21 protein-coding genes are annotated in these 19,846 nt (G+C 64.4%); 4 read left to right on the top strand and 17 right to left on the bottom strand.

Features of this window, described 5'->3' with window-relative positions:
- Positions 1-39: 39 nt before the first annotated feature.
- From AC0WRY_RS13115 to AC0WRY_RS13135, 5 genes are all read right to left on the bottom strand, one after another.
- On the bottom strand, positions 40-2,481 hold the full coding sequence (locus AC0WRY_RS13115; RefSeq protein ID WP_491123211.1) for a hypothetical protein: 2,442 nt from the start codon (positions 2,479-2,481) through the stop codon (positions 40-42).
- Positions 2,482-2,631: 150 nt separating this feature from the next.
- Positions 2,632-3,090 (bottom strand): hypothetical protein, encoded by a 459-nt coding sequence (locus tag AC0WRY_RS13120; RefSeq protein WP_491123212.1) that lies wholly within the window; start codon positions 3,088-3,090, stop codon positions 2,632-2,634.
- Between the two features lie 2 nt (positions 3,091-3,092).
- Positions 3,093-3,473 (bottom strand): type III secretion apparatus assembly protein SctX, encoded by a 381-nt coding sequence (gene sctX / locus AC0WRY_RS13125; protein ID WP_491123213.1) that lies wholly within the window; start codon positions 3,471-3,473, stop codon positions 3,093-3,095.
- A 69-nt stretch (positions 3,474-3,542) separates the two neighbouring features.
- Positions 3,543-5,201 (bottom strand): hypothetical protein, encoded by a 1,659-nt coding sequence (locus tag AC0WRY_RS13130; protein WP_491123214.1) that lies wholly within the window; start codon positions 5,199-5,201, stop codon positions 3,543-3,545.
- Between the two features lie 17 nt (positions 5,202-5,218).
- Complete coding sequence (locus tag AC0WRY_RS13135; RefSeq protein ID WP_194407382.1) at positions 5,219-5,599, bottom strand: hypothetical protein; 381 nt, start codon at positions 5,597-5,599, stop codon at positions 5,219-5,221.
- A 180-nt stretch (positions 5,600-5,779) separates the two neighbouring features.
- Between AC0WRY_RS13135 and AC0WRY_RS13140 the strand changes: the two genes are divergently transcribed.
- The gene (locus tag AC0WRY_RS13140; RefSeq protein WP_491123215.1) at positions 5,780-6,445 is read left to right on the top strand and encodes a hypothetical protein; all 666 of its coding nucleotides are present in this window, start codon (positions 5,780-5,782) and stop codon (positions 6,443-6,445) included.
- Positions 6,446-6,475: 30 nt separating this feature from the next.
- Here AC0WRY_RS13140 and AC0WRY_RS13145 read toward each other — a convergent pair whose 3' ends face one another.
- From AC0WRY_RS13145 to AC0WRY_RS13160, 4 genes are all read right to left on the bottom strand, one after another.
- Positions 6,476-6,811: a hypothetical protein gene (locus AC0WRY_RS13145; protein WP_491123216.1), complete on the bottom strand. Its 336-nt coding sequence runs from the start codon at positions 6,809-6,811 to the stop codon at positions 6,476-6,478.
- A gap of 108 nt (positions 6,812-6,919) precedes the next feature.
- Positions 6,920-7,258, bottom strand: a complete 339-nt coding sequence (locus AC0WRY_RS13150; RefSeq protein WP_194407385.1) for an EscF/YscF/HrpA family type III secretion system needle major subunit — start codon at positions 7,256-7,258, stop codon at positions 6,920-6,922.
- 72 nt (positions 7,259-7,330) lie between these two features.
- A complete protein-coding gene (locus AC0WRY_RS13155; protein ID WP_194407386.1) occupies positions 7,331-7,576 on the bottom strand; it encodes a hypothetical protein in 246 nt (81 codons plus the stop codon).
- A complete protein-coding gene (locus tag AC0WRY_RS13160; protein WP_491123217.1) occupies positions 7,569-8,399 on the bottom strand; it encodes a Crp/Fnr family transcriptional regulator in 831 nt (276 codons plus the stop codon). The genes AC0WRY_RS13155 and AC0WRY_RS13160 overlap by 8 nt, the downstream gene beginning before the upstream one ends.
- Before the next feature lie 385 nt (positions 8,400-8,784).
- Between AC0WRY_RS13160 and AC0WRY_RS13165 the strand changes: the two genes are divergently transcribed.
- The 3 genes from AC0WRY_RS13165 to AC0WRY_RS13175 all read left to right on the top strand — a co-directional run bounded on the left by AC0WRY_RS13165 (position 8,785) and on the right by AC0WRY_RS13175 (position 13,124).
- On the top strand, positions 8,785-10,803 hold the full coding sequence (locus AC0WRY_RS13165) for a hypothetical protein (protein WP_491123218.1): 2,019 nt from the start codon (positions 8,785-8,787) through the stop codon (positions 10,801-10,803).
- Positions 10,804-10,926: 123 nt separating this feature from the next.
- Positions 10,927-11,934: a hypothetical protein gene (locus AC0WRY_RS13170; RefSeq protein ID WP_194407389.1), complete on the top strand. Its 1,008-nt coding sequence runs from the start codon at positions 10,927-10,929 to the stop codon at positions 11,932-11,934.
- A gap of 140 nt (positions 11,935-12,074) precedes the next feature.
- The gene (locus AC0WRY_RS13175) at positions 12,075-13,124 is read left to right on the top strand and encodes a hypothetical protein (RefSeq protein WP_194407390.1); all 1,050 of its coding nucleotides are present in this window, start codon (positions 12,075-12,077) and stop codon (positions 13,122-13,124) included.
- A gap of 76 nt (positions 13,125-13,200) precedes the next feature.
- On the opposite strand, the gene sctU is transcribed toward AC0WRY_RS13175, so the two are convergent.
- The 8 genes from sctU to sctN form a co-directional block, all read right to left on the bottom strand.
- Positions 13,201-14,319 (bottom strand): type III secretion system export apparatus subunit SctU, encoded by a 1,119-nt coding sequence (gene sctU, locus AC0WRY_RS13180; protein ID WP_194407391.1) that lies wholly within the window; start codon positions 14,317-14,319, stop codon positions 13,201-13,203.
- Positions 14,316-15,173 carry a type III secretion system export apparatus subunit SctT gene (gene sctT, locus AC0WRY_RS13185; protein ID WP_194407392.1) on the bottom strand — a complete coding sequence of 286 codons (858 nt, stop codon included), beginning with the start codon at positions 15,171-15,173 and terminating at the stop codon, positions 14,316-14,318. Before sctT ends, sctU begins: the two co-directional genes overlap by 4 nt.
- Positions 15,174-15,181: 8 nt before the next feature.
- Complete coding sequence (sctS, locus tag AC0WRY_RS13190; protein WP_194407393.1) at positions 15,182-15,448, bottom strand: type III secretion system export apparatus subunit SctS; 267 nt, start codon at positions 15,446-15,448, stop codon at positions 15,182-15,184.
- A gap of 71 nt (positions 15,449-15,519) precedes the next feature.
- The gene (gene sctR, locus AC0WRY_RS13195; protein ID WP_194407394.1) at positions 15,520-16,164 is read right to left on the bottom strand and encodes a type III secretion system export apparatus subunit SctR; all 645 of its coding nucleotides are present in this window, start codon (positions 16,162-16,164) and stop codon (positions 15,520-15,522) included.
- Positions 16,165-16,187: 23 nt separating this feature from the next.
- Complete coding sequence (locus AC0WRY_RS13200) at positions 16,188-17,291, bottom strand: FliM/FliN family flagellar motor switch protein (RefSeq protein ID WP_194407395.1); 1,104 nt, start codon at positions 17,289-17,291, stop codon at positions 16,188-16,190.
- A 36-nt stretch (positions 17,292-17,327) separates the two neighbouring features.
- The gene (locus AC0WRY_RS13205; RefSeq protein WP_491123219.1) at positions 17,328-18,032 is read right to left on the bottom strand and encodes a hypothetical protein; all 705 of its coding nucleotides are present in this window, start codon (positions 18,030-18,032) and stop codon (positions 17,328-17,330) included.
- Positions 18,029-18,505, bottom strand: a complete 477-nt coding sequence (gene sctO, locus AC0WRY_RS13210; protein ID WP_194407397.1) for a type III secretion system stalk subunit SctO — start codon at positions 18,503-18,505, stop codon at positions 18,029-18,031. Before sctO ends, AC0WRY_RS13205 begins: the two co-directional genes overlap by 4 nt.
- Positions 18,502-19,827 carry a type III secretion system ATPase SctN gene (gene sctN / locus AC0WRY_RS13215; RefSeq protein ID WP_371746360.1) on the bottom strand — a complete coding sequence of 442 codons (1,326 nt, stop codon included), beginning with the start codon at positions 19,825-19,827 and terminating at the stop codon, positions 18,502-18,504. The genes sctO and sctN overlap by 4 nt, the downstream gene beginning before the upstream one ends.
- Positions 19,828-19,846: the final 19 nt, after the last annotated feature.

A 19,846-nucleotide genomic window follows, 5' to 3' on the forward strand; every position in this document is an offset into this window, starting at 1 on the left:
AGAGGCTGGAAGCTTTCATCCCGCGGCCGACGATCGACCCTAGCGATAGGGATTTATCTCCTCAGCCAGCGGATGAGGAATTCGCTCGCGATCGAGCCCGTGGTCGAAGACCCCGAAGATGGTGTCCTGATCCAGCCCGTAATTCACGCCCTTGGCGATCGCCGCACCGGCCCATTGCGGCCCGACCTCAGCGGATCTGTCGCGGCCGTCCTCACCCTGTCCGAGCTCGGACAGCACGCTCTCGGAGAGCTGCCGCAGCTGGCCGGCATTGAGGCCGTTGATCCAGGAGAGAAGCTGATCGGGCGTCATCTGCCGGTATTCTGCATATCGGGCGAGGAAGGCGACTTGGGAGCCGCCGGGAAGCGCGGTCAAATAGTCGCTTTGCTTGCTCAGTTCGCTCGCTGCCAACGGGTTGAAGCCGGCCGCGCGCAGCATGATTCGCATGGGCTCTTCGTATTGATGAGCTGCTTTGTGCCCGTCGTAGACTGCCTTGCCGACCACCGATACTGTCGCGACGGCAATTCCCGCGGGTCCAGCCCAGGATGCCGCGCCGAACGCCGGTGCGACCGCGGCACCGAATCCGATGGCCGAGCCGGCGGAAGCCAGGGCTGCAGCGGTGTCCTGGGGAACGCCGAGTCCAAAACCGGAGCGCACGCTGTTCACGGCTTCGATCAGCGCGAACACACCAATCAAGACCTCGCCGGCGGCCACGCCGCTCACTTTCGCGCCGGCCAACCGTCCAAATCCCTTGGTGGCGTCGGCCCAACCGACACTGACCAACGATTCACTAAGCCTCTGCGCCGCGAGGGCGCCGAGCACCCCGGTCTTGGCCACGCCGTTCAGGTCGAGATGCCCGAGGCTAATGGTATTGTACAGGTTGAGGGCAACCACCCCGAGCGCAAGGCCGCGCATCAACTTGCCGGCCGGGGTTTCCCGCGCGAAGGCGCCGGCGGTGCGTCCGGCTGCTTTCAACTCGGCCTCCAAGCTCGCGAGCGCTGCAGCATCGTCGGTAGCCAGGCGCGAAACCTTCGTCACGGCGGCGACGGCCTTGTCGAGCTCGGGCTTGGAAACTCCCAACAGTCTCGCGAGGCGCGTATCCGCCAATCCCTTGATGGCCTCCATCGCCTTTTCGATCCGTTTCGGGTCCGTCACGCTGAGACCAGCGAGCTTGCTGGACACCATCCGGCGCACGATCACGCCTGCGGCGACGTTGGTGAGCCGCAAGCCGAGAAAGCCGAGTTTGCCTGCGGTTGCCAGCGAGAAGGCAGAGCCGTCGTGGTCCTTGATAGACTTGAGCATGTCGGCGATATCGCTCAGCGATTCGTCCTTCTGCAGATTTGGGTCTGCCTGAATCGCCATCTCGATTGCCAGGCGTGCGGACTTGTCGTTCGCAATGGCCATCCACTGGCCGAGCAATTCGGGGCCGGCGTTCAGTTTGCCCGTCAGCTTGCCCAGCGCGATCATGTGCCGGACCAATTTGCTGCCGTCGTCGATGAGCGCCTGATTCAAGCGGTCGTGTTCGGTTCGCCATTCCGGGCCCTTATGCGCGAAATAGGCATTCATCGCCGCTTGCGACTGCTCCGCGGAGACAGCCGGGCCCAGTGTGGTCGACAGCCAAGCCAGTTCGCCGTCATGCTTGGCGAGCGCCTCGACGTCGGATTTCGTCTTGTGCTGAATCTCGGCCTGCGATCCCGGTGTCCCGGCGGCGAGGGTCTGAAACACTTCAGATGCATCGCCGCCTTGCGCCCGGGCCTGACGGGCATTGGCGACCGCGTAGGCCATGCCGCCTCCGCGCTGCATGGCGCTGAGCACGGCCTCCGCATCCCATGCGGTGAGGGATGCGAAGTCCGCGACCACGCGATCGCCACTGCTCGCGCCGGAGATCCGGTCGCAGAGCGCAACGACGTCGGCATGGCCGTCCGGTCCGAGCGCCGCGAGCGTCGGCAAGCTCTGATGGTTTCCGGCGCCCTGGCGATACTCCACTGCCGCCCATTCCGCGAGCGTGGCGGCGAATTCGCGATCGACGAGAGCGGCCGCCGCCGCGAGATTGTGCACGGCTCGGTCCGCCCGCTGGCGCGGCAGCAGAGCAGTGTCGGCCAACGGCGCGTTGATCTGCTTGACGGCTTCGTTGACGAGGTAGGACGTCATGGCGTCCTGCAACACCAGTCGTCGCACGTCATCGGGCTGCTGCTGACAGCTCGTACTCAGATGCTGCAGCGTCTTCAGGGCGTCGCCGTGGGCGTCCTTGAGCGCCGCCGCAACGATATCCGACGCGGTCTGAATGGCCTGCGGACTGACCACCGACGCTGCCGTCGTTTGCGCCGTTGGGAGCAGGGTGAGGGGCGCAGCAGGTGCCTGCGATGGCCCGAGAAGCCCCGCCGACGGGCGAGATTGCTGAGCCTTCGCATCAGGCCGCTCGTCGCTGCCTGGGATCGTCGGGGGAAGCGCCGGCCGGGGAGCTGCTTCGGTACGTGGCGACATCCGATTTCTCCTGTTTACACCGCGCCGATGCCGCGGTTGCTGTACGAAGACTTCAGGCGTGTTGTTGCACGAGAGGCCGCGGCCTCCTGTCTCAGGCGTGACACGTCGCGCAGGGCGCCTTGGCGAAGTTTGCAAGGAACTGGTGCTGGGCTATCCCGCCTGGTCCGCCGCTTCCGTGCCATGGCGCAGATAGCTCTCCACCACGTCACGGGCGCGGGGGAGGTCGTCGAGCTCATAGAAGCACCGCGCCTTGAGATAGCGGCGCAGCCGCTGCGCATCGGTCATCCTGTAGGCGCCGAAGCGTTCGACCGGATCGATGCGGTCGAGCTCGTCGAGGCAGGCCAGCGCCGCGCGCCAGTCCTGCGCGAAAAAGCCGAGCACGGCACGCGCCAGCGTCACCTCGGCCGAATTGTCCCCCAGCACGTGCAGCGCCTGCGCGAGGGTGGAGGCGCGTTCGGTGAAGCCGTTCTGCGCCAGGACGTAGATGTTGAGCAGCAGGAAGTCGCGCTGCTTGACCGACAGCGGGCCCGTGGCGAGCGGCGGCTGGCCGGTGGTCGCGCGCACCGTGCGCGAGGCGTCCTTGACGGTTGGAAGGTTGGTCGGGCTCATGTCTAGCCGCGCAGCAGTGCGGCAAGCGAGCGGCGCACCTCCTCGTCGAGGCTGTTTTCGTCCTCGAGACAACTCGCCGCCCGCGCGAGCAGATCTCTGCGAGCGCCGCTCTCCCGGCTCGCACAAGCCGCGATCAATTCCTGCGCCTGCAGCCGGATATCGGCCAGTGTCGAGGGTTCGAGCAGGTCGGGATCGAGGAATTCCGGCTGGAGCAGAGCCGGCAGGCGTTCATCGAGCGATGGCCGTTTCAAGACGTCGTCGAGCGGCTGGCTGACCGGCAGAAAGACCGGACGCAGTCCTTTGTCCTTGGGAAGGTGGACGTCGTCTCCCACCTGGTAGCGGGAGATCGTCTCCAGGCCGACTTCGAGGCTCCTGATCCGCATGGGCGACTCCGCTTGGTTGCAGCATGGAGGAGGGGCCGACGGAAGATCCCAGCTCTTCCCCGCGATGCGCTAACTGATGTTTCGGCCGATGCTCGCGATGATGTCGCCGGCCTTCGTCAGCGCGTTGGTGGCCGCCTGGAAATGCGTGGTGCGCTCCTTCTCCAGCGTGTTGATGTCGTTGAACTTGAGCTGGTTCTCCTGGCTGATCTGCTGCACCGTGTTGCTCAGTGTCGCCGACCATTGGTCCCAGGTCGACTTCTGGAAGTAGTTCAGCGTCTTGCCCGCGTTGTCATAGAAATCGAGGCCGCTGGGCCGCGTGACGCCGAGCAACTCTTCGATCGGGCTCAGGGTGCTGTTGAGGTCCTTCTCGAACATGCTGACGGCCTTGAGCTGCGCATCGCTCAGGGCGGGCGGGGTGAACTGGTTCTTTTTGCCGGGGTCGACAACGACGGGATTCTGCAGTGTCTCAATCGCGGTCTGAGTAACGATCGCGTGATCGTGATCCTCCGTGCCCGGTTCTTTGCCCGAATTGTTGCCGACGTCGCCGCTTGCGTCGTAGCCGAGCAGCCCACGCTTCTCGTCGGTCTCCGACGCATCGAACGTCGCGATGGTCTGGTTGATGAGCTCCTGGATCACGTTGTAGGTTTTCAGGAGCTGGTTGATCTGGTTGATCTCCTCGGTGTCGGCGGCGTTGATGGCCTGGTCCTTGAGGTTGGCGCTGAGCTGAAATGCCGCGAGAAGGTTCGGCGCGTCGAGATGTTTCGTGAGCCCGACCAGCGTGCCGGTGTTGGCGATCTGCATCGCCGCGTTGTCCGCCGCCAGAATCTGCTTCTCCGCGTTCATGAAGCCTTTAAGGCCGTTCAGGATATCGAGGTTGTTGCCGTCATCGTCGAGATTGAGGCCGGTGACGTTCCTGAACTGATTGGGATCGCTCGGATCGGGGACGAGCGGGCCGGCGGCCTTGGCTCTTGCGAACACCGCAACACGATGGAAGCGATCCGATATGGCGCTGACCTCGCTGTTGATGTTGGTGACGGAATAGACCTTGGTGGCATCGACGCGCTTCTGGACGTTGGCGAGCTCGTCGAGGAATACCTGCTTGTCTGCGCTGGACACTGACGTGTCCTTGCCTATCGCCGTTTTCAAATCATCAATCGCACTGCTCGCCTCGTCGACCTTTGCCGTCATCCCCAACCGTACCAGTGTCTTGGCGGCGGCGCCGGTCCCGTCCATATCGGCGGCCGCCTCCGATGAGATTCGCGTCTGGTCGGCCATGGTCATGGTGGCGAAATCCGCCTTCTGCAGGGCTTCCAGGATGTACACCTTGGTCTGGTCGCCTGAGAGCATGACGTGGATCGCGTCGTTTCCGGTGCCGATGGTCAGGATGCCCATCTCATCGCCTTCGCCTTTTTTCCTGCGACTATTGATGTACTCCGCCTGATACGCGCTATGCCAGCTGGCGAAGATGTTTGCGGTGAGCGCGAAGGGTGGATCGTCGAAGTGGGCGGGCTTGCCGGCCTTTGCGATCAGGCTGTCCGGCGAATCCGGATCTGGGTTCAGAACCGGAAACACCGCCTGGGCACCGGCGTTGTTGATCGACGGATCGAGCCCAACGGCCCCGCCCAGCAGATTGTCATAGGGCGTGTTCTGCGGCGGCGGCAGCTGCTCGCCGCGGGTCGGTTGGATCACCGGCGAATTGCCGAACGCACCGCTCCAGAAATCGCTCATGCCATGTTCCCCAGGAATCAAAGGTGGATGCGGGCGCGCGGGACGAAGCCCGCGGTGTTCTGCTCGCCGAAGTCGTGCTGCAGGCTGTTCCTGCGCAGGGCTGTGCGACCGTGCGCGCGCGCCTTGTGGACGAGGCGGGTGAGTTGTGACGGGTCGCCGGTCGCCGCCGACAGCAATTCGCCGACGCGGATCAGGAGGCGATCCATCAGCGCGTCGACCTCGGTCATGTCCGCGCAATACGGCATCGTCAGGATGATGCGCCTGGCTTCGCCGTCGGATGCGATCAGCGGAACGGCGCAGATGCGCTCGAGCTGCGCGCGAAGCTCACCGAGTACGCGAGCCCATTCCCGCGTCTCGCGGGAGGGCGGCTGGTCTTGCACGAACCGTTCAGTATCCAAGACAGCATCCGTCAGTTTGCGCGCGCCGCCGGCGCGCCTGCCGCTCTTCGTACGAGGTCGCATTGAAGAGTGACACTCAGGGTCGTCAGCCCGGATCTAGCGCGTATCATCCCGCTCTGCGGCCGGGTGTCATGTAGGTGACAACCCGGATTGAATGATGATGGCTTGTCTGTACGCCGAATGATCGTGGAGCTGTCGTTGGAAAGCCGGGATATCGATATCGTGCTGGATCTTCTCGCGCCACGCGCAGCCGGGGTCGGCTTTGCGATGTCGGCGATCGCCGGGGCGATCGACCTGACGCGGCCGGATCTCGTTCTGCGTGGGGCGCGCAGCGCGTTCGAGGCCCGCCGGTGGAGCGGCGATCCGGTTGCCTCGGCGGTGCTGGCGCTCGTCCGGGACGACTGGAGCGATGACGCCATCGAAGGCTTGCACGAGACGATCGCCGCGCGTCGGGCGGATATGGAATGCGGCGAGCCGTCGCTGCTGCTGCGCGACTGCGTGGCCGAGGCATTTGCGGCTGAATCCATCGGCCGTGCCGCAGTCCTGCTCGCGACGCTGCTTCATCTTGAGGTCGACGAGGCGGAGACGCTCTCGGCGCTCGCGCTGTGCGCTGCTCGCCTCGGTCGCTTCGAAGAGGCACTGCTGCTTGCCAACGAATGCCTGAAGCTGCCGCAGAAGCACCCACGCGCCTATTGCATTGCGGGCTTTTGCGAGCTCGAGCGCGGCAACCGCAAGGCTGCGCAGTCGCTGCTGGCGGTCGGCGCCCGGATCGCGCGCGGCCGTCCGGACTTTGCCGAAATGCTGCGTGCCGCCCAGCGTGTGCTCCTGATCTTGCACTTTGCCTGACGTCGGACGACCGACCGAAATCTCGGCGGTCTATTTGACGATCAACGGCGCTGGGCGAGGTTCGATCGGAACGCGCGGCACCGGCGGACGGATGCGGAAGTCGTTGTAGGTCACCGGCTCGAGCGGCAACGGGCATCCGAGCTGCCGCATCTGGTCGATGATCCGCAGGCGGATGCCGTCGGCGCCGCCGAGATGGGAACGCGGGCCACCCACGTAGAAATGCGCAACCTGATGCGCGCGGCGGTCGAAATTCGCGAGATCGTTGTGCAGCGTGTAGCAGATCAGCACGAGCTGCGCCTTGGCCGGCGCCGCGAAGACCAATCCAGCGGCCACAAGGGCCAAGGCGAAGAGGCGTTGCGAGGACATGATTGATCCCGGTCGCGGAAGGGGCGGGCGATCCGCAACCGTCGTTGCGAGTGCATTCCGCCAGCAGCGAATGCACTCGCCGGAACGTCCGGATCGGTGCCCCGCCGGTTACTCGATGTTGCGGGCGCAGGACCGCAGCACGTCGGACACCGCCTTGAGCGTATTGGTGCGCAAGTTCGCGATGGTCGACCACGTGTTCATGGCCATCTGCATCGAGAATGCCTTCTCGGTATCGGAGAGGTTGGCGTTCTGCTGGATGTTGCGAATGTCGTCTTCGATCTTGCTCATCTGGGTCTGCAGATGCTGCTGGTTCCAGACCAGGTCGAAGCCGTCCCGGTTGAGATAGCTATACTTGAAGCCGCCTTGGGTGATGGTTCCGTTGTGATCCGAGCCCGAGTCGAGCGTCGGTGCAAAGTCCGATGATCCAGCGTTGGTTGAGCCGGCCATAGTCAGTTCTCCTGTGTTGCTCGCCGGGAGGTTCCCGGCGAGGTTGCCTGCAGCATTGCTCGCGAGCGAGGCTCATCGAGCCGGGTGAGCTCCCGTGATGACGCCGCGCGCGGCGGCGACGGCATTGCCGATCGTCGTTGCGCGCGCGTAATCGCCGGGAGAAGGGCCTGAACGTTGAAATGCCGCGATCCCGGCGGCGATATGGTCGAGCCGCGCCAGCGTCGCCGCGATGACGGCGAGGCGGTCCCTACCGTACAGCCGCTCCTCGAGCTCGGTCATCGCGAAGCCGGAGAGTCCGATCGGTCCGAGGTCAGCCATCGCAGTCCTGCTCCATGGCGACGGTCTCCAGTGCCTTGCGATCGACGATCAAGATCGCGCGATCCTTCGAGACGACCCATCCCGCGCGTTCCCATGCCTTCAAGGTCCGGTTGACGCTCCCGCGCGCGCCCCGCGCCATCAGGCCGATGTCGGCCTGCGTGACCATCGGCCCGATCCGCGGCACCGCTTGCCCGTCATGATCCTCCTTGGAGCCGAGGCCGTCGGCCAGCCTGAGCAGCGCCTGGGCAACGCGCCCGTGCAGCGTCTTCAGGCTCATGAGCCGGGTGAGATCGACGTAGGACCGATAGCGCCGCGCGATCAGGTGCGCGATGCAGTCCTGGAGCGGAGGAAAGCGTCTGCGCAGCTCGTTGAACTTTGCGGTGGCCAGGCTGCCCACGATGGTCGCCCCGATGCCGGTCGCCATGTCGCAATGCACGCCGCCGTCGAACACGCCGAGCTCGCCGAAGCTCGCGCCGACCGGCAGGATCGCGTAGAGAATCGCGGAGCCGTCGTCGAGCACGTAGGACAGGCGAACGTGCCCCGATATCACGAAATAGAGCTGCTGCGCCGGCTCTTCCTGAAGATAGATCACTTCGTTGTTGCCGTAGAGCCGGCGCGACGATGCCGAGATCAGGGCGTCCCAGGCATCGTTGCCGACGGATGCGAAATCGGAGCAGGATTTGAGCGCGCGAAACCCCACGGCGGCGGTTGCACTGGTGGTGCGCGCCACCGCGGCACCGACATCGGTGTCGAATGCCGAAACGGCGCGATGATGTGCGCTCGTCGATTCCGAATTCAGGACTGTTCGATCATGTAAGGACACGCCAGTTTCCCGCACGATAAATATCCGAAATCGTTCTGATGCTGAAAGACCCGATGTCCAGCAGCATCGCAATCATGGAACCCGTCGCATCGTCGCGCGGTCGCGAGCGTTCGTCGGTGAACGGTGTCACGTATCGACGCGATCGACGGTCAAATACGACTTGCGGCAGAGGCCGACCTCACGAAGTTGATGGCGAGTGCGCTCCTGTCGAAGCGACGGTCGCAATTGTCCAAGCAAACATGGAGCGCGTTTCATACTAGAAGACATATCGGCAAACGCGTGCCGATCAATCCTTCGATCGGAGGATGTGGCGGAATCGTCTGGGAGTAGAAGGACGATCCGGAATCGTAGCGGCTGACATGCGGATCGGATTGCGGGGCTGGCGATGGATGAATCGAAACTGTTCGACCGTGTCATCCTGAAGATCCTCAACGGGGTCCAGGTCGGCGCCGAGGTCTCACTCGTTCCGGGTGAATATTCGATCGGTTCCGGAAACGATGATGACATTCAATTGATCGACGTCAGCCTACAGAGCGGCCAGGCGAGGTTGCGCATTGCGCCGGGCAAGATCGAGATTGCAGGCGGCTCGGGCGGCGTGACGGTCGGCGGATCGACCGATATCGCCGCGGGGTCGGAATGGCACGACGTCGAGCCGCTGGACATCATCACCGTTGGCATGATGCGCCTGGTTCTGGCACCGCCCAATGCCAACTGGACCACGCTGATCGAGCAGAACGAGCCGAAGAGCGAGGTTCGGAAGAGCGGGCTGTCGGCCTTCGTGGCGGCGCTGCCATCAGCGCTGAAGCTGAACGGCCGGACCGTACGATTGGCGATGCCGGTTGCAGCCCTGCTCGGCGTTATCGGGATCGGCGTTGCCTATCTCGCTTTCGGCAGCCGGGAGCGCTCGGTGCCCCGGGTCGAGCAAGCCGATACCGAACGGGTGGCGCGCGCAGCGCTGGATCAGTTTCCGTTCGGCAGGGCGGTCGCCTTGAAGCGAGAGGTCGACGGCACGGTGTTCGCGAGCGGCTTCGTCAAGGACGGCTTCGAACGCCGCGCTCTGGTGGCCGCGGTCGATAAGACCGGTGCGCAGGTCTATTTCCGCCTGGGCGTGTTGGAGGCGCTCAGGAGCGAGATCGAAGGGCTGATCAAGTCCGAAAAGATGCCCGTGAGCTACACGCTCTCGCCCAACGGAGAGCTCACGCTGGACGGCGTCGTTCTCAACGAGGAAGCCGCTCGGCAGTTCGTCGAGAAGTTGAGGGGGTCGATAGCGGGCTTGAACGCCGTCGAGTCCAGGATCCGAACCGGTCGAACGCTGCTCGACGACGTTCAGAAGATCGCGCGCACGGCGCAGATCGATCAGTTCGTATTGCTCCGGCTCGATGGCGAGCTGATCGAGGCGAGCGGCATTCTCCCGATCGAGAAGATCGACTCCTGGGTCGGATTCCTGACATCCTATTCGCGTCGGGTGAGCAAGGATATTCCGTTGCGATCCTTCGTCCAGCTGCAGAAGCCGGACGGAACGTTGGTGGGAGCGGCGACCCTGCCGGTCACGCTCGGAGCGCAAGGGGGTGATCGTACGCTCGATCGGGACAAGCTGCTGCAAGGGCAATACCGGATCGACGATCTGTTCGCCGGGGCCTCGCCGCAGGTGGCCGATGCCAAGCCGACGGGATCGGTGAGAGCGGCCGCGAGCAGCCTCATGGCCCCGCGCGTCAGCGCTGATCCGTTGCGGCTCGCCGAGCGTGCCAACGAGCTGCTGGCGGGATGGCGGAGGGGGGCGGACGACGCGACGGCGAGGGACTTCGAGTTCCTGTTGCAGCAGCGGCTCGCAATCGCGCGGCGCGGCAATGCTGACGGGCAGACCGACCGCGACAAGGCCGTTGAGAAATACATGCCGCTGCTCGCGACCGGGAATCTTCAGGGGATCGCCAACGCTTGCCGCGTCGGATCGCGTCTCACGACCGAGAACCTGCCAACTGCGATCTTCTGGCTCGACCTGCTCAGCATCTCGAACTCCTACTCCTTGACGGAGTTTGCGCAGGAGGACCAGGCGTTCATCCTGGAAGCCGCACTGGACCCGAGGCTGGCGACCGAATGCCTTGCGCGCATTCCGGGGGACATTGCGCCGATCTCGCTGTATCTGAGCGAGGCGCCGCGCAATCCGGATTTCATTCGCTTCTTGCTGCGGGATTTTCGGCCATATGCCCTGGATGTATCCGGCGCGAGCGTGGTTGGAAGCCGCTACGTGCAGACCCGCAGCGGCGAGCGGATGCGCGAGGGTGGAGCACCCGACGGCGCCAGCCGTCTCGCGCTGGTGGGCGAGCTCGGCTCCGTGATCCAGCAGAAGAACGGTTACGCGACCGTCATCTACGCGCAGCAGCTGAACTGGTTGAACCAGAGATAGGCTGTCATCTACCGCACTCCACCCGGCGCCGCGATGCGTTAGCCAGGTCTGACCGGAGGTGCCGCCATGGTAACCTCGATCGCGGCGTCCGCATGGTTGCCGCGGAGATCTGGAGAGCGTCCCATGACCGTGTCGGCAAGCGCAGGCCAGTCCATCGCGTCAGTCCCCCAATCGCCGGCGGAGGCTGGCCGGGTGGATGAGGCGGTACGCAAGGAGAGCGTCACGCCTGGAAATCTGAGCCAGGACGTCGCGCAGACCGTCCTTGTCGGACAGCACGGGAGCTACGCAGCACCTGCGCAGGATGGTGCGCCGGTTCATCCCGGCGCGACCATTCCGGCTTGGCGTCTCGGAGAGGACGATGTGCCGGCGACGATGCGTGATCCCCCGCCGGGAACGGCGGACATACCCTTTGCCTGGAACGCGCGAGCGCCTCACGCAGAAAGCCAGACCGGTCACGTGGTGACAGAGGAATTGCCGCTACTGGGAAAGATCGGGGTGATCGACGCGCATGACGCGCCCGAGTTCGTTTATGAGCAGATCGTGGGCTATGGCGGAATGCAGATCGCTGACCGATCCGCGGACCGGCGGCTGGATTATGAGCATGTCAATGACATGTTCACCGGGATGACGAAGAAGCTGATACCCGTTCTGGTGAAGGCAGAGGTGAAAGTGGTGTGGACCGATACCCTGTCTTCGGACCAGCCCTTGGTAACCCGGATCCTGGCACGAGAGGGCGGCCCCAGTGAGCAAGACTGGAACATGATGCTCAAGAAGGTCGCGAGCGACCACAAGAACGTGCCCGACTTGTCGACGAGGCTGAAATCCGCCGTTGGATTTCTGAAGGCCGCTCACGAGCAAGGGATCGAGATCCGCGTGCTGAAGAAGGGCGAGCAACCGGTCCGCGCGCCGGGTGACGATGGTGCGTTCGTGGTTCTCGGCGGCGCCAGGGATAACGACAAACCGTTCCTCGACATCGACGTCACCCGCAGGGAGCATTTGGCGCCGGGCCAGATCAGGGCATTCGACGACAAGAGGAGTGTCATCGACGTCTGGCCGAACCGGCCGTCCCAGTCGCCGTCGCCTAGGCCCTCGTCCGCGTCCGCTACACGGAAGCCCTGGGATGATATCTGACGCGAGCCTGCGCAGGTCAGCGCCGCGTCCTGCGGGACCAGGGGCGGAAACCCTGCCATGACGTTCGACACATCATTTGGCGGCCGCGCGCGCTACCGGTTGGCAAGACGGACGCAAGGAACGGGACTGGAGCAGATCAGATGATCGAAACGACCCAACCTCGGCAGGTCGATGCCGACAATTCGATCCAGGGCGTGCAGAACCGGGTCGCGCCATCCAAACCGGAAAGCCGTGTCTCATCGGGCATCTCGACGCAGCAGTCCTCGGCGCCTGTGACCGTCGTTGCGGATCTGCATGTCGGGGTGAAAGGGACACCTGCCGCTCACGCGAAAGGACCGCTGGTGCCTGCATCGGCTTTCGTCGGTCCGGATGGCGTCACGAGCGGAGGAGGCGCCCCGGCTACGAAGCGGCCATCCACGCTGCTGGAAGCGCTCGAAGACTTCGATCGATCGTTCAAAGGGCCCGGCGATGCCAAGGACCGCGCGGCAAAGCTCACCAACCTGCTGTACTTCGCCACCCATCGAAAAACCGAGGTCGACAAGGTTGCGACCGGCCAAATCGTTCGAAACGTGATGTCGAGCATCGTTCAGCACGGCGGCACCGTTCCGCTGCTCGAGGCGATCGAAGCGCTCGACGTCGGGCAGGCCAACGTTGCGGCCTTGCCGCTCGTGCAGGCGATCGGCATCCTGCCTGGCGAAGACGAGAGAAAGTTGTATGCAGGAGCGCTGGTGATTACGCTCAATAGATTGCTTGCCGATCCGAGCAGTGACCAGGCGACTGTCGGCCGAGCCGTTTCGCAGGCCGCGGGATATACCGGCCAAGAGACGGTGGTGAACAGGGAGATTGCGAGCCTGAGCAGCGAGAAGCTCGACGCCTATAGCCGAGCGACTGTGCTGAAATACGTTGTGCGCGAGGGAACACCGCGCACGATGCAATCCCTGGTGAACAAGCTGCAACACCACCGCGAACTCGTTCCGGGAATCATCGCCCAGCTGGACGACCCCAAAGAAGCGCTCATAGTCCTTAGACGTCTCGCCACCGCGGTCGATCAGAATCACGGACCGCATCGGGTGGAACTCGCGAAGGCCATTCGTGTGAGCTGCATCAAATATGCGGCCACGCTGGTCGACCCCAGCCTGCAGGGTCCCTTCAAGAGGCTCGGCGAAAAGCTGGAGAGTGATCTGAAGTGACGCTTTGCGCTGCACGAGCGCCCTGATCGCGCCCTGCAACGGAATGGAGCGGGTCCGCGTGCGCTGCGCCGATCGGCTATTTCCTCGGCCGGTGGTCGCCGGCGTCCATGTCGATCACGCCGCGCTCGAGCGGGCCCTTGTAGAGCAGGTGCCGGTTCGCCTGGACCCAGACCAGCACCTCGGCGACGGCATCGAACAGCTCATCGGGCACGATATCCTCCAGCTCGGTTCTGGCGTAGAGCGAGCGTGCCAGCGTGACATTGCGGAAGATCGGCACGCCTGCAAATTCGGCCTTGGTGCGGATGACATGAGCCTGGCTGCCGAGCCCTTTTGCCGTCACGATCGGCAGTTTCACCTTGTCGCTGTCGTAGTGCAGGGCGATCGCGACGTGCGTGGGATTGACGACGATCGCGGTCGCGCGGCGGGCCTTCTGGCCGGCATCGCCCATCACCAGCTCCTGCGCCAGCCGGCGGCGATGGCTCTTGATGTGAGGGTCGCCCTCGCTTTCCTTGTATTCGCGCTTGCGTTCCTCCTTCGACATCATGAGGCCCTTGGTGTAGCTGTATTTCTGATACATGAAGTCGAAACCGGCCACGACGACGAAGGCCAGGGCCGAATACAGCAGCAAATCGCGCAGCATCGCTACGGTGATCGACGTCTGGCAGATCAACCCGCACGACAGCGAGGCGATGTAGGGGCCGATCGCGTCCTTGATGACGAGGTAGAGCAGGGTGGACAGGAAGCTGATCTTCACCAGCGATTTCAGCACCTCGACCAGCTGCTTCATGGAGAAGATGCGCTTCAGGCCCGAGGCGGGACTGACCTTCTCGAGCTTCGGCATCAGGCTTTCCAGCGCGAAGATCGTGCCGATCTGCAAATAGTTGGCGAAGATGCCGGCGATCAGCGCGGCGGCGAGGATCGGGAGCAGGATCGCGACCGTCTCATGCGAGGCGATCTCGATCGCCACGGCCGCGGTGTCGCTGAAGCTTCCGGTTTGCAAATACGCGATCTGGTCGAGCAACCCGACCAGACGTGCCATCATGTTCGGCCAGTTGAACCAGATGGTGGCGCACACGGCGGCGAGCGATGCCGTGGTCACGACCTCCTGGCTCTTCGCCACCTGGCCCTTGGCGCGGGCGTCGCGAATCTTCTTTGGGGAAGGCGGCTCGGTCTTTTCACCCGTCGACTGGCTCATTTGCGGCCTCCCGCGGCCGGTTCGGTGGCGGTTGCGGGTGGGCCGATCCGGTCGCCGAGCTTCAGAAGCCCATACATCTGACCGACGTTCCGCTCGAAGGAGGCGAACTGGCGCTCGACGAAGGGCATCAAGGTTGGCGCGTAGAAGACCAGCACCAGGATTGCGAGCACGCTCTTGATCGGCATCGCCAGCACGAAGACCTGCACCTGAGGCGAAAAGCGGCTGACGATGGCGAGGGCGAACTCGGCAAGAAACATCACGGCGAGCACGGGCGCCGCGGTCACGAAGGCCATTCGCATGGCGACGTCGACCAGGCCGAGCGCCATCCCGGGAAACAGATCCGATGCAATCGGGATGGCCTTGGTCGCCGGCCATATCGCGTAGGATTTGAAGACGACGCCCAGCACCAGGAGGAATGCCCCGGTCGACAGAACATAGGTCAGAAAGGCCTGAGACAGCAGCGTGCCCAAGAGGGAGGTTTCCTCGCCCTGCAGCGGGTCGATCGCGGACGCCACGGCCGCACCGCGTTGACTGTCGATCAGCCCGCCGGCGGCCTGTATCGCCCAGAACATCCATCCGACGACGTAGCCGGCCAGGAAGCCAACCGCATATTCCTTTGCGAAGTAGAGCGCGAGCGCGGCGGCGGAATGGTCGAAGCTCATCGCGTAGTCGAGATTGATGGGGGCGGCGATCAGGGCCAGCGACAGGATCGTCGCGGTGCGGGGCATCATGGGAACTGCGGCGGAGTTCAACAGCTGCGAGGCGCTGAGAAACGCGTAGAGCCGTGGCAAGGACAGCAGCAGCGCCAGGAAATAGTCGGTGTAGAGCCGAAACACCTCGACCAGGGCCTGCATCGGAAGCCTCAGGTCATCGCCGGGAAGTTGTTGAAGAGATTCATGGTGTAGGTGAAGATCTCGCCGCCGAGGAAGCCGGCCATGGCGGCGATGGTAACGGCGACGGCAATCAGCTTGGCGGCGAACGAGATCGTCTGTTCCTGCACCTGGGTCAGCGCCTGCAGCAGGCCGACGAGGATACCGACCCCGGAGGCAACCAGGATCGGCGGCAATGACAGCAGCAGGACCAGCATCATCGCCTCGTTCAATTGGTGCACGGCTTCATTGGGAGACATGGTGATCTTTCCTGGGCGATCGTTCCTGGGAATGGTCCGCGTCGTGAGTCGCGGGGGACGCGGTGAGGCGATCAATGGGAGTAGGTTTTCACCAATCCAAGGATCAGCCGAGACCATCCATCCACCGTGATGAACAGGAACAGCTTGAACGGCAGCGAAATGGTCAACGGGCTGACCATCATCATGCCGAGTGCCAGCAGGATGTTGGTGACTATCAGATCGATGGCGAGAAAGGGAAGGTAGAGCAGGAAGCCGACTTCGAAGGCTTCACGGAGCTGGCTGACGGTGAAGGCCGGCAGGACGATCACGATGTTGTCCGCCGTCAATCCGTCGGAGAGGGTCTTGGGCCACAGCTCCCGTGCCGATTCCAGGAAAAAGGCCTTCTCGCGGCCCGAGGCATGTTTGCCGAGGAAGCGCTCCAAGGGGCCGCGGCCGGTCTCGAAGGCGAGCTTCAGGCCGTCGGCGGTTCCGTAGTTCGGCTTGGCCGTGCTGACGAGATCGTACGTCTCCATGACCACCGGCGCCATGATATAGGCCGAGAGGATCATGGCGAGTGCGTTGAGCGCGATGTTCGGCGGCACTTGCTGGACGCCGAGCGCGTTGCGGACCAGCGACAGCACCACCGAAAGCTTGATGAAGCTCGTGGTCACCACGGCGATGAACGGCAGGAGCGCCGCGACCGCGAGGATGAGGATGAGGTTGAAAGGATCGGTCATTGGCGCGTGATGCCGGGGGTGCGTTAGGCCGGAGACGACATGACGCGGGTGATGCGTACACCGATGCGTCCGTCGATGCGGATCAAATCGCCTGTCCCGATCAGTTGGCCGTTGGCGCGGATCGCGACCTCTACGCCGTTGTCGAGCGCGGGCGGATCGAGCGAGACGATGGTGCCGGGCTGCCACGCCTGCACCTGGGCGAGCGGGATGCTCATGCGGCCGATGTCGAAATCGATGATGACGCCGAGTTCGGCCATGGCCGCGACTTGCGTCTCGGCCGTGGCGGATTCCTGGTGCGGATCTTCGCCGATCCGGGGCAGGGGATCGTGGTCGTCGGACATGCTGTTCACCCTCTCGAGCAAGGATCGTCGGTAGCGCTCGGTGACTTCGTGGCCGAGGCAGACCCAGGTTTCATCGGTGCGGCGGAACGCATGCGCGCGGCCTTGCGCTCGCAGCACGATGAGGTCGGGCGGCAACTGCGGGAGCGCAATGACGTCGCCCGGTCGGAGCCCCGCCAGATCGCGGTACGTCAACCGAAGGCTTCCGAGGGTGTGGCAGGCCTCGGCCGCGAGGCTCTCCGCCAGCCCCCTGTTGACAGCCGCGGGCGCAAACGCTCTTGCCGCGACCAGTGAGCCAAACGAGGACATCGTCGCGCCGAGGGACAGCCTGACCGGCTCGGCCGCGACGCGGTCGATGCTGACCGACAACCATTGCACGCCTTCGCCGATCTGCCGGGACACGGTCTCCAGCGCGCCGCTCGCGACGATTTGCGGCCTGCCCATGTGGTTTTCGGGAATTGCATCCCAGATGGTTCGCACGACGCCTTCCTCGATGCAGCTGCGCAGTGCAGGCGGCAGGTCACGAACGTCATGCATATCGAGATCGGCGCCAAACAGCGCCGTGAACGGGAAGGCGTCGATGATGGCCGCGAAGCGCGGACCGCCATCCGGTTGCAGCAAGAGTGCCGGCATTGCCGGATCGGGCGGATCGATCGCCGAAAACCGAAACGCCGCGGTGGAGCCGCCGTGCGACAGCGGCACGTCACGATACGACAGGATCGCGTTCCACAGCTCGTGGTCCTTGAACGCGCCTGACAATGCGGGCGGGTGCCAGTGAGCGATGGTCATGGGCGTAAGGCAGCGATCATTGCGGTGGGTGAGCCGTCAGAGAAACAGGCTGAGCGGCGGCGACGAAGCCTCGGGCTCCCGATCAGCCGATTCAGGACGCTTTTCGATATCGAGAATGCGGACGATCTTCTTGGACTGGCGCGTCAACAACCGGGCCGCGAGGGCCTCCGCGGCACGGACCAGCGCTTCCGAGAGTTCCGGGCCGACGCGCTCGAAGGTGACGTCCAGGGTGGTTGGCGTGACCGTGATGTAGAGCCCGGTCAGACCCAGGCCTTCGTGGGGAAAAGCTATGGCGAGCTGCAGCGGAGTGCCGTCGCGAGGCGCCATCTCGGCACGTATCGAGCGGTCGATCGCTTCCGTCACGGCGTTCACGATCGCGTCGGTCGACGATGTGCCGGCGGACGCGGGAGCCGCGTCGGCCGGCGTCGGCAATCCGGTCCAGCGCGGCTGCTCGGCGACGGCCACCACGCGCGGCTCCGGCATCTGCTGCTCCTGGCCATCCTGGCCCTGGGAATCGCGTTTCGACTCGCGGAGAGCGGCACGGAAGCTGCGGAGAAAGCCGGCCTCGCGGTCCGTCATCGCGTAGGACGATCCGGTGGCGTCCTCGTCGAAGTCGAGGCATCCGCCGTCCGTCAGGTCGGCCTGAGGGCCGGTGCGTGGATCGACGCCGACATTGTTCGGCGTCATGAGCCCGTTCCCGGGCAACGCGCCGCTGCCGGGTTTGCCGACATTGATCATCATGGCCTCCTGCTTCTCGAGCTGAACATGTCGTCGATCTCGATCTCTTCCCGGTAGATCGCCTCGCCGCGAACCTCGTCGCCGATCGTGTCGGTGAGGATCGAATATTTGTCGCGCTCCTTCATCGACCGGCGATGCGCGGCAACGGCGTCCTTCAATTGCCGCTCGAGGCGGGCGTGGACGTGCACGGCGCGTTCGGAGGCGTCCACCAGCCTGGCGTGCTGGCTCTCCAGCTGCCACAGCAGACCCTTGGTCTCTTCGATCTTGTCGTGGTCGATCACGCGGCCGATGATGGGTTCGTAAATGGCATCCTCGCGCTCCGGCAGCGTCCTCTCGCTGTCGCTGACATGGCTTCGCGCGCGGTCGAGCTCGGCGAGCGCGGCAGACACCTCGATGCGCTTGCTGTTCACCGCGCGCAATGCGCGGTCTTCCTTCAGCTCCTTGAGTCGTAGCAACAGCTTCAGCTGCTCGATCATGAGGTGAGCTCCGCGAGCTTGGCGAGCGTCGTTTCCATGTCGTCGAATTCGTCGGTTGCCTGCTGCAGGTACTGGTTGATCGGATCGTGCTTGTCGATCGCGAGGTCCGACTGCGGGTCCGAGCCCTTCTTGTATTCGCCGACCTTCACCAGCAACTCGATATCCGCGTAAGCTGCGAGCCAAGCGTTCACCTTGCGCGCCATGGCCGTCTGCCGTTTCGGGACGATCGTATCCATCACGCGGCTCTTGGAGTTGAGGATATCGATGGCCGGATAGTGGCTTGCCGCCGCCAGTTTTCGCGACAGGATGATATGGCCGTCGAGGATCGACCGGGTCTCGTCGGCGACGGGCTCGTTCATGTCGTCGCCCTCGACGAGGACGGTGTAGAGCGCCGTGATCGAACCGGTGTCGTTCATGCCGACGCGCTCCATCAGCTTCGGCAGCGTGGCGAAGACCGACGGCGGGAAACCACGCCGGGTCGGCGGCTCGCCGGCGGCAAGGCCGATCTCGCGCTGTGCGCGCGCGAAGCGGGTCACGGAATCCATCAGGAACAGCACCCGCTGGCCCTGGTCGCGGAAATACTCGGCGATCGCGGTGGCGACATAGGCGGCCTTGGCGCGCTCCATCGGGCTCTTGTCGGAGGTGGCGACCACCAGCACCGCCTTGGCCATGCCGTCGGGACCGAGGTCGTGCTCGATGAATTCGCGAACCTCACGCCCGCGCTCGCCGATCAATGCCAGCACCGTGACGTCGACATGGGCGCCCTTGACCATCATGGAGAGCAGGGTGGATTTGCCGCCGCCCGCCGCGGCGAAGATCCCCATCCGCTGGCCCTCGCCGAGCGTCAACAGGGCATCGATGGCTCGCAGCCCAGTGGTGAGCGGCCGGTCGATCACCCGCCGCTTCATCGGATCGGGTGAGCCCTTGTGGACGGGATACCAGGCCTCGGGCTCGAAACGCTCGGGTCGGCCGTCGATGAGGTTGCCGAGCCCGTCGAGCACGCGGCCCTTGAGCCCGGGACCGACTGCGACCGACTGCACGCGGCCGGTGCGGCGCACCTCGGTCCGCGGCGAGACGCCATGAGTTTCGCCGATCGGCGACAGCAGCGCCTCCTCCTGCAGGAATCCGACGCATTCGGCGAGCAGGCTGCTGCCGGTCGACCGCGTGTAGAGCTCGACGATTTCTCCGACCTGAACGTCCGGAACCGCGGCGTGGATGATGGTGCCGACGACTTTCCGCACCCGCCCCGTGAGATGAAACGGCTCGAATGTCGCGATCCGCGATTGCAGGTCGGTGACGAAGCCGGCCAGCCTGGAGGTGATCCGCGCCGACCGCGCGGCA

The sequence above is a fragment of the Bradyrhizobium sp. T-12 genome, from assembly GCF_058314695.1.

Excerpts from the sequence above, each read along its gene's own strand:
- AC0WRY_RS13115 (WP_491123211.1), bottom strand. The coding sequence starts at position 2,481 with ATGTCGCCACGTACCGAAGCAGCTCCCCGGCCGGCGCTTCCCCCGACG.
- AC0WRY_RS13120 (WP_491123212.1), bottom strand. The coding sequence starts at position 3,090 with ATGAGCCCGACCAACCTTCCAACCGTCAAGGACGCCTCGCGCACGGTG.
- sctX (WP_491123213.1), bottom strand. The coding sequence starts at position 3,473 with ATGCGGATCAGGAGCCTCGAAGTCGGCCTGGAGACGATCTCCCGCTAC.
- AC0WRY_RS13130 (WP_491123214.1), bottom strand. The coding sequence starts at position 5,201 with ATGAGCGATTTCTGGAGCGGTGCGTTCGGCAATTCGCCGGTGATCCAA.
- AC0WRY_RS13140 (WP_491123215.1), top strand. The coding sequence starts at position 5,780 with ATGATCGTGGAGCTGTCGTTGGAAAGCCGGGATATCGATATCGTGCTG.
- AC0WRY_RS13145 (WP_491123216.1), bottom strand. The coding sequence starts at position 6,811 with ATGTCCTCGCAACGCCTCTTCGCCTTGGCCCTTGTGGCCGCTGGATTG.
- AC0WRY_RS13150 (WP_194407385.1), bottom strand. The coding sequence starts at position 7,258 with ATGGCCGGCTCAACCAACGCTGGATCATCGGACTTTGCACCGACGCTC.
- AC0WRY_RS13155 (WP_194407386.1), bottom strand. The coding sequence starts at position 7,576 with ATGGCTGACCTCGGACCGATCGGACTCTCCGGCTTCGCGATGACCGAG.
- AC0WRY_RS13165 (WP_491123218.1), top strand. The coding sequence starts at position 8,785 with ATGGATGAATCGAAACTGTTCGACCGTGTCATCCTGAAGATCCTCAAC.
- AC0WRY_RS13170 (WP_194407389.1), top strand. The coding sequence starts at position 10,927 with ATGACCGTGTCGGCAAGCGCAGGCCAGTCCATCGCGTCAGTCCCCCAA.
- AC0WRY_RS13175 (WP_194407390.1), top strand. The coding sequence starts at position 12,075 with ATGATCGAAACGACCCAACCTCGGCAGGTCGATGCCGACAATTCGATC.
- sctU (WP_194407391.1), bottom strand. The coding sequence starts at position 14,319 with ATGAGCCAGTCGACGGGTGAAAAGACCGAGCCGCCTTCCCCAAAGAAG.
- sctT (WP_194407392.1), bottom strand. The coding sequence starts at position 15,173 with ATGCAGGCCCTGGTCGAGGTGTTTCGGCTCTACACCGACTATTTCCTG.
- sctS (WP_194407393.1), bottom strand. The coding sequence starts at position 15,448 with ATGTCTCCCAATGAAGCCGTGCACCAATTGAACGAGGCGATGATGCTG.
- sctR (WP_194407394.1), bottom strand. The coding sequence starts at position 16,164 with ATGACCGATCCTTTCAACCTCATCCTCATCCTCGCGGTCGCGGCGCTC.
- AC0WRY_RS13200 (WP_194407395.1), bottom strand. The coding sequence starts at position 17,291 with ATGACCATCGCTCACTGGCACCCGCCCGCATTGTCAGGCGCGTTCAAG.
- AC0WRY_RS13205 (WP_491123219.1), bottom strand. The coding sequence starts at position 18,032 with ATGATGATCAATGTCGGCAAACCCGGCAGCGGCGCGTTGCCCGGGAAC.
- sctO (WP_194407397.1), bottom strand. The coding sequence starts at position 18,505 with ATGATCGAGCAGCTGAAGCTGTTGCTACGACTCAAGGAGCTGAAGGAA.